This is a genomic window from Kitasatospora sp. NPDC059146 (assembly GCF_042786665.1).
Taxonomy (GTDB): domain Bacteria; phylum Actinomycetota; class Actinomycetes; order Streptomycetales; family Streptomycetaceae; genus Kitasatospora.
Window position 1 is genome coordinate 14,026 of the sequence record NZ_JBHZCY010000158.1, and the last position, 6,552, is coordinate 20,577.

Consider the following 6,552-nt stretch of genomic DNA (forward strand, 5'->3'; position numbering starts at 1 on the left):
CGTGGGGGGGGGGGGGGGGGGGGGGGGGGGGGGGGGGGGGGGGGGGGGGGGGGGGGGGGGGGGGGCCGCCGGGCTCGCGGGGGGGCGCGCGCGGGGGCCGCCCCCCCCCCCCCGCCGCTGGAGAAGGCCCGAGCCGTCTGCGGATACCAGGCAGGGGAGGCACCGGAGACACCGGGGTTGTGTGGGGTCGAGGCGGCCCGGATGCAGTTGACCTGCCAGGGCTTTCAGAGGCCTGACGCGGTCACCAGCCGGTGACCTTCTGGCCGAGAAGCTGCTGGCACACCTGCCACAGCATCGCGGAGCGGGAGGCTTTGACCAGCACCTTGTCACCGGGCCGTACGATGCTCTCAAGGTAGGCGGCTGCGGTCTCGGCGTCGGCGACCAGGGCCACGTCGGTGCCGTGCGCGGCGGCGGCGAGGGCAAGCTGCTTGGGCAGGTCACCGCCGACCGCGATCAGCAGGTCGATTCCTTGTTCGGCGACGTACCGGCCGATCTCGCGGTGTGCGGAGACGGAGTCCTCCCCGAGCTCGCCCATCTCGCCGAGAACGGCGATCGTGCGTCCGGCCGCCGGGAGGGGCGGGAAGGTGATGGCGCGGCCGGTGTAGGACTTGGCGAGGCGGCTCAGTGGTACGCGGTCGTTGTCCTGGCCCCACGCCGAGGGATCCCGGAAGTGGATGACCTGGTCGTCGCCGCTCTCGAAGCCGTGGGCGACGACCAGGTGTCCTCCGCGGCGGCCGTCGGTGGGGAACTGCTCGGTCACGGAGATGATCAGCGGTGCCTTCGCCAGCTGGTCGGTCAGCTCTTCGGCCGCCACCGGCTCGGCCTGACCGGCGATGTCGAAGTCGATGGCGATCTTGGCGATCCCCGCGTGCAGCCAGCCTCGGTCGGTCAGGGCGTCGCGCTTGACGCCGATCTTGATGAGCTCGGTGAGAGTGGGGGGCTCCTTGCCGTAGGCGAGCAGGATCATGCGGAGGGCCGCCATGCCGCAGGCTCGGTTCGACCAGGTGAGCCGGTCCCCGAGCTCCATGCCGCCCTGCTGTTCCCACTCCTCAACGGGGACGAGCTGACGGCACATCGGGACCTCGTGGACATGCAGCATGGCGGCGACCTTCCGAAGCGTTATCGTTCAGACGGTGGCGTCCAGTTGGGCCGGGACGGCACCGATACTCGGGACGGGCAGAGGCACATCGTAGGTCGGCCGGGCGAGGGCCTGGTGGAGCATCGCGCGAACGACGTCCTCATGGGTCAGGCCGCACATCGACGCTCCGGCGGCGAAGTTGCTGTCCCGCGACATGCCGGGGGTGGTGTTCACCTCGAGGGCGAACACCTCGCCGTCGGCGGTGACCATGAAGTCGACCCGGGCGCCCCCCTGGCAGCCGAGACCTTCCCACAGGGTCCTGGCGTGCCTGGTGAGCGTGCGCAGGATGGACGGCGGCAGGTCCGCCAGCGTCACGGACACGCCGCCGCGGCCGTCGGCGTCGAGCTTCGTGTCGGCGTCGTAGAAATCGGCCTGCTGGACCTCGGTGGCCAGCGGCGGGAACGCCAGGACGCCGCCGGGAAGTTCCAGCAGTCCTACGGTCACTGGTGTCCCGGAGATGTAATGCTCGACCAGGACCGGCGAGGGGTCGGTGCGGGTCGCTTCTTCGAGTGCGGCGGTGAGCTCTTCGGTGGTGCGGACCAGGCTCATTCCGACGCTCGATCCGCCCATGGTCGGCTTGACCATCATGGGCAGCCCGCCGCAGGTCACAGCGCTGCCGCCGGTCCACACCTGCCACGGCGGAGTCGGCACGCCGAGCCCCTTCATGTACCTCTTGCAGAGGATCTTGTCGGCGGCGATGGCGGACGCCGCAACACCGTTGCCACAGTACGGCCTGCGCAGCCAGTCCAGCAGTCCCTGGAGCCGGCCGTCCTCGCCGAAGGGCCCGTGCAGGTTGGACAGGACGATGTCGACGCCGAGCAGCTCTGACACGAACCCGGGCTCGCACGGGTCCAGGACGCGGAATGCGGTACCGATCGTGTCCAGGGACTCGGAGAGCGCGGTCACGGACATCTGCTCGACGGGGCTCCTGGAGAGGTACAGGCGGTCCTCGGCGGAGACGCCGCCGTAGACCAGGCCCACGTTGGTGCCGCGGTACTTGCGCTCCCGTACGGCTTGGATCTCCTTGCTCAGCGCGGCGGTGTCATGCCAGTCGATGGTGATGGTCACGAGATGACTCCTTCGTAGGCGAGGGTGACGGGGCCGGCGACCCAGTACGACTTGGCCGGTCGATCGGCGTGCGGGGCGACGGTGAGGGGGGTTCCGGCGCGGTTGTGGACGGCGACGGGGCCCGCGGTGACCAGGCCACGGCGTCCCGCGATGACGACGGCGGCGACAGCCCCGCTTCCGCAGGAGAGCGTCTCGGCCTCGACACCGCGCTCATAGGTGCGGATCTTGAGGGTTTGCCGGTCGATGCTCTCCACGAAGTTGACGTTCGCGCCGAGCGGGGCGAGCTTTGGGTGGTGGCGCATCAGACGTCCGCACGCCTCGGCGTCGAGGCCGTCCACGTCGTTTACGACGGCAACCACGTGTTCGGTGCCGGTGTGAGCGGAGTCGAACCAGAAGGGGCGGCCGCCCCACACGGACTCGACCACCCGCATGTCGACGGCGCCGACTTCGGCGGTGATCGCCACAGCCTCACGGGTGACGGTCGCTTCGTGCTCGACCCCGGCCATGACGAGGGTCATCGTGTCGAAGCCGAAGTCCTCGGCCGCAGCCCAGGCCGAGCACCGCAGCGCGTTGCCGCACATCGTTGCGATCGACCCGTCGGCGTTGAAGCACGAGACCTCCAGGACCGGAGGGGCGCTGCTGATCAGCGTGCTGACCACCAGACCGTCGGCGCCGATACCGGTTCGGCGCGCGCACAGCCTCACCGCGATGTCGTGCCAGTCGCGGCCGGTGTCCTGGTCGGCGCCGTTGAGCAGCACGAAGTCGTTTCCGGCTCCGTGGATCTTCCGGAAGGGAGTGCTCAAAGGGGTCCTCCTCACGTGGGTATCGGGATGCAGGGCGCTGTGGTGGGAGCGCGCCGTGAAGGAGGTGCCGGCCGCCGCTCGGGGGAGGCTTTCGGCCGGCACCGGATCCGCCCGGGACGCCGGGCGGAGTCCGAGGGGTGCCGTCAGGCCAACTCGCTGGGTACCCCGAGGTCGGCGTGGATGACTTTGCCGTGCGGCCACAGTCGGACGCCCCACTTGGCCTTCGTGAGGTGGTGTACCAGGGCCAGTCCTCGTCCGGATTCGTGGGAGGGACCGGCTTCGATCCGCACGGGCGGCGACGCGGAGCCGTCGGAGACCAGCAGGCGCACGACTCCGACGGTGGGTCGGCGGACGGCGACGATCATGTACGTCCGGCAGCCGGTCTTCGCCGCGTTGCTCACCAGCTCGGAGATGATCAGCTCGGCGTCGTCGATCAGGGCCTCCAAGCCCCACTCGATGAGCTTGGCGTTGACCATGAGGCGGGCTGCGCGGGCGGACCGGAAGGCGTACGGCAGCCGCATGGTGGCCGGTGCAGGACGGGTTGCCGAGGGCGCTCCCTCGGCTTCCCGGGGCCGTTCGAGGGTGGTGTTCATCGTTGCTCCCGGGCGGCTGTCACCGTACGGGTCAGCATCCGGAGGTCCTCGGGTCGGTACCTCGTCCTGCTGCACGGCGGGGAATGAACAGGCCCGCGGCCGAGGACGCGAGGTCACGCCGCCGCCAGTGGTCGCCCGGGGAGCGGCGCTCCGGCACGGTTCCGGCCGGGGTGCCCGGGTGCGTGGCAGTGGTGAGAAAGGCGCCGCGCTCGAGCAGGACGGTGGCGAGCCGGTCGAAGGCGGCCAACTGTCGGCCGGGGCTGTTCAGAGGGTCGTCATGGATCATGTCGCGGGTCCAGGTGACGACCCCGCAGGCCCTGTTCTCCGACAGGGCGTCGGTGATGGCCTGCCAGCCGGGTCGCTCGGCGAGGGGCTGCGTGGGGTTGCTGTCCACGGCGAGCACGGCCACGGTCCACCGGCGGGCCCTGGCGAAGACGCGGACGTGGGCGGCGATGAGATCGGCGGCGGGTTCGTCGCCGGAGCAGATGTAGATGGCGACGGGGGCGCGGCCGACGGGTCGGGGGTGGTCGCTGGTCATGGCGACCACTGTCACCGACCATTCACCGTCGGTGAATACATGGGTCGTGGTAGCCGGAGAACTCGCACACGGCCGACTACCACGTTCAGTGGTACCCGCGGCGGTTGTTACGGCTGGGCGTTACGGGGCGTGGTAGCTGCGTATACCAGCAGGTCGCGGACACCATGGTCCGACATGGAGGGCTTATCTGATCACCAGTGGAACACCGGCGGCCTGCGCAACGCTCGTCGCCATCGCCACAGACACGTCGGCGATCCGGTCCGTGATCACTCCGGGGAGTGCCTGGTGCCGGACCCATGTCGGGGCGATCCGGCACGCTGCCTTCAGCGCTGCGGCCGCTGCCTCCCACTGCCGTGTCTCGGTCCGCGTCAGGGCGATGTCCAGGTGAAACCTGGCGCGGGTGGACAGCGGCATGCCGGGATCGAGATGAGTCGTCTCGATCAGCCTGAGCGCTCCGGCGGTGTCACCCAGGGCCGTCGCCACCGACATGGCCTGCGTGGCGGCGTAGGACGGGCCGAACGGCTGGCCCTGGCCGCCCCGGGCGTGCTCGCGGCCGATCCGGGCCGCGACGGCGTGGGCCTGGCTCAGGTAGTCGCGGGCGGTGTCCGCGCTCGCGCCGCCCCGGGACGCGGCGACGGCCGCGTTCGTGACCAGTTGCCCGTACACGCTGAGCCGGTCCGGGTCGCTGTCGGACATGCGGGGCTCGACCTTGGCGGCGGACTGCTCGGCGACGTGGACGCCCTTGGCAGTGTGGCCATCGCGCAGGCAGATCCACGACAGCGAGGCCATCAGGTGGGCCGCGCGGAGGCCGTCACCCACCTGGTCGGCGACGTTTCGGCCGTGGGTGATCGCGGTGTACCCGAGGTCGCGGGCGCCGAGGATATTGGCCATGACGGCAGCAGTCTGGAAGGCATCGGCGAGGACTCCACCGGCGGCTTCGCGTCGATCCGGTGTGGTGGCGTCGTAGAGCGCCCGTGCCTCCGGCAGCAGGAGGGACAGGATCGCGCCGAGCTCGACGTAGCGTCCGCTCCAGAACGCGGCGTCAGCGCGCCGTGCCGCGTCTCGCAGGTCTTCCAGACTGCCGGGCTCCACGTCGGTGCCGATGCCGAGTCCGGTGTCGTGGACGGCAGCTGATACTGCGCGTAGGGCCGAGCGTTCCTCCAGGGCCATGCCTCGGCGCGGGGATTGCTGTCCGAGGATCACTGAGACGTCGGTGCCGAGACCGACAGCGACCTTCATCAGCGAAGGGAGCGAGAGGTTGCCCCCCTGTTCGAGCTTTCGGATCGTGCCCAGGGAGACCCCGGACTTCTCGGCCAGGTCTTCCTGTGTGACCTCCCGGCCTCGCAGGATCTTGACTCGTTCCGCCGTGGTGCGTTCTGCCCAGAGGGTCACAGGCTGACTCCGTCTCAGGTGATGGCCTTCCCGGGGCGGTACCTCCGTAGTGTGCGGGTATGACCGTACAGCGGGAGGCTCAGACGCAGGCCCCGATGCCGAGCAGGGATGCGATCCGGGCGACGGTCTCTGGCCGGCCGTCGGCGAGCACCGTCGTGATACCGAGCGCTTCGGCCGGCGGCAGGTTCACCGGGTGATCGTCGACGAACACGCACACCTCGCCTGACAGGCCCATCCGCTCCAGCGCCAGCCGGTAGATCGCCGGGTCTGGTTTCGCGATGCCCTCCAGCTCGGACACCACGGTCACGTCGAACAACTCCCAGACGCCACAGGCAGCGTACGGGTCGAAGGGGTCCAGTCCGAAGCTGTTGGACAGCAGGGCGACCACGTAGCCGGCCTCACGCGCCGCCTTGGCAAGGGTGACCATGTCGGCCGCGGCCCGGACCCCGGCCCACGCCCGGCCCATCAGGTTCTCGTGGTCGGCCAGACCGAGATACGGCGCGACCTGCCGGTTCCAGTCCGCCTGGCTGAGAGCGCCACGTTCCAGGTCAACGTACAGCTGCCGAACCACCGGATGGGTGTTCAGCGTGCGGCGCCATGCCTCGGCGTCAAGTCCCTGACTGACGCACCACTCGCGGTGAACGGCGAGAGCATCCGTGGTCAGAACACCGGCGAAGTCGAGGATCAAGCCGCGGTATGCGGACGGGGGACTGACGGGTGCTACTGGTTGCGCCATGATGAGTTCCCTTCGGGGTTCGTCGCCGTACCGCGAAGGTACCCGCGGAGAGGGCGGGTCCCACCGGTCGGCCCCGCCGTGGTGGACGGCGGGGCCGAACTGCGAGGCCTCACCGCAAGTAAGCACACTGCATGGACCTGCCCTCTTGCTTGGCACGGGCTGTGCCTCCACGACGTGGGGTGGGCGGGGGCCCCGGGGAAAGGGATTGCGGCGCGCTCAGGCGCGGCCGCGGGGCCGACCCGACCCGAGCACGGTGGCCTAGGGCCCGGGCCCTTGGGGCGGGG

The 6,552-nt window shown here is 70.4% G+C and carries 7 protein-coding genes; all 7 read right to left on the minus strand.

Annotation, left to right across the window (positions count from 1 at the left end; all coding sequences use genetic code 11):
* Positions 1-241: 241 nt before the first annotated feature.
* Positions 242-1,099, minus strand: a complete 858-nt coding sequence (locus ACFXPX_RS39025; RefSeq protein WP_380524812.1) for a glutamate ligase domain-containing protein — start codon at positions 1,097-1,099, stop codon at positions 242-244.
* A 27-nt stretch (positions 1,100-1,126) separates the two neighbouring features.
* The gene (locus tag ACFXPX_RS39030) at positions 1,127-2,206 is read right to left on the minus strand and encodes an ATP-grasp domain-containing protein (RefSeq protein ID WP_380644742.1); all 1,080 of its coding nucleotides are present in this window, start codon (positions 2,204-2,206) and stop codon (positions 1,127-1,129) included.
* A complete protein-coding gene (gene dapF, locus ACFXPX_RS39035; RefSeq protein ID WP_380524814.1) occupies positions 2,203-3,009 on the minus strand; it encodes a diaminopimelate epimerase in 807 nt (268 codons plus the stop codon). The genes ACFXPX_RS39030 and dapF overlap by 4 nt, the downstream gene beginning before the upstream one ends.
* A gap of 143 nt (positions 3,010-3,152) precedes the next feature.
* A complete protein-coding gene (locus ACFXPX_RS39040; RefSeq protein WP_380644743.1) occupies positions 3,153-3,602 on the minus strand; it encodes an ATP-binding protein in 450 nt (149 codons plus the stop codon).
* Between the two features lie 31 nt (positions 3,603-3,633).
* The gene (locus ACFXPX_RS39045) at positions 3,634-4,140 is read right to left on the minus strand and encodes a hypothetical protein (protein ID WP_380524817.1); all 507 of its coding nucleotides are present in this window, start codon (positions 4,138-4,140) and stop codon (positions 3,634-3,636) included.
* A gap of 183 nt (positions 4,141-4,323) precedes the next feature.
* Positions 4,324-5,532, minus strand: coding sequence for a helix-turn-helix domain-containing protein (locus tag ACFXPX_RS39050; protein WP_380524818.1), 1,209 nt, complete (start codon positions 5,530-5,532; stop codon positions 4,324-4,326).
* A gap of 79 nt (positions 5,533-5,611) precedes the next feature.
* Positions 5,612-6,268, minus strand: coding sequence for an HAD-IA family hydrolase (locus ACFXPX_RS39055; RefSeq protein WP_380524819.1), 657 nt, complete (start codon positions 6,266-6,268; stop codon positions 5,612-5,614).
* Positions 6,269-6,552: the final 284 nt, after the last annotated feature.

What these genes read in the sequence shown, in the direction of transcription:
- ACFXPX_RS39040 (WP_380644743.1), bottom strand. Translation starts at nt 3,602, where the DNA reads ATGAACACCACCCTCGAACGGCCCCGGGAAGCCGAGGGAGCGCCCTCG.
- ACFXPX_RS39045 (WP_380524817.1), bottom strand. Translation starts at nt 4,140, where the DNA reads ATGACCAGCGACCACCCCCGACCCGTCGGCCGCGCCCCCGTCGCCATC.
- ACFXPX_RS39055 (WP_380524819.1), bottom strand. Translation starts at nt 6,268, where the DNA reads ATGGCGCAACCAGTAGCACCCGTCAGTCCCCCGTCCGCATACCGCGGC.
- ACFXPX_RS39025 (WP_380524812.1), bottom strand. Translation starts at nt 1,099, where the DNA reads ATGCTGCATGTCCACGAGGTCCCGATGTGCCGTCAGCTCGTCCCCGTT.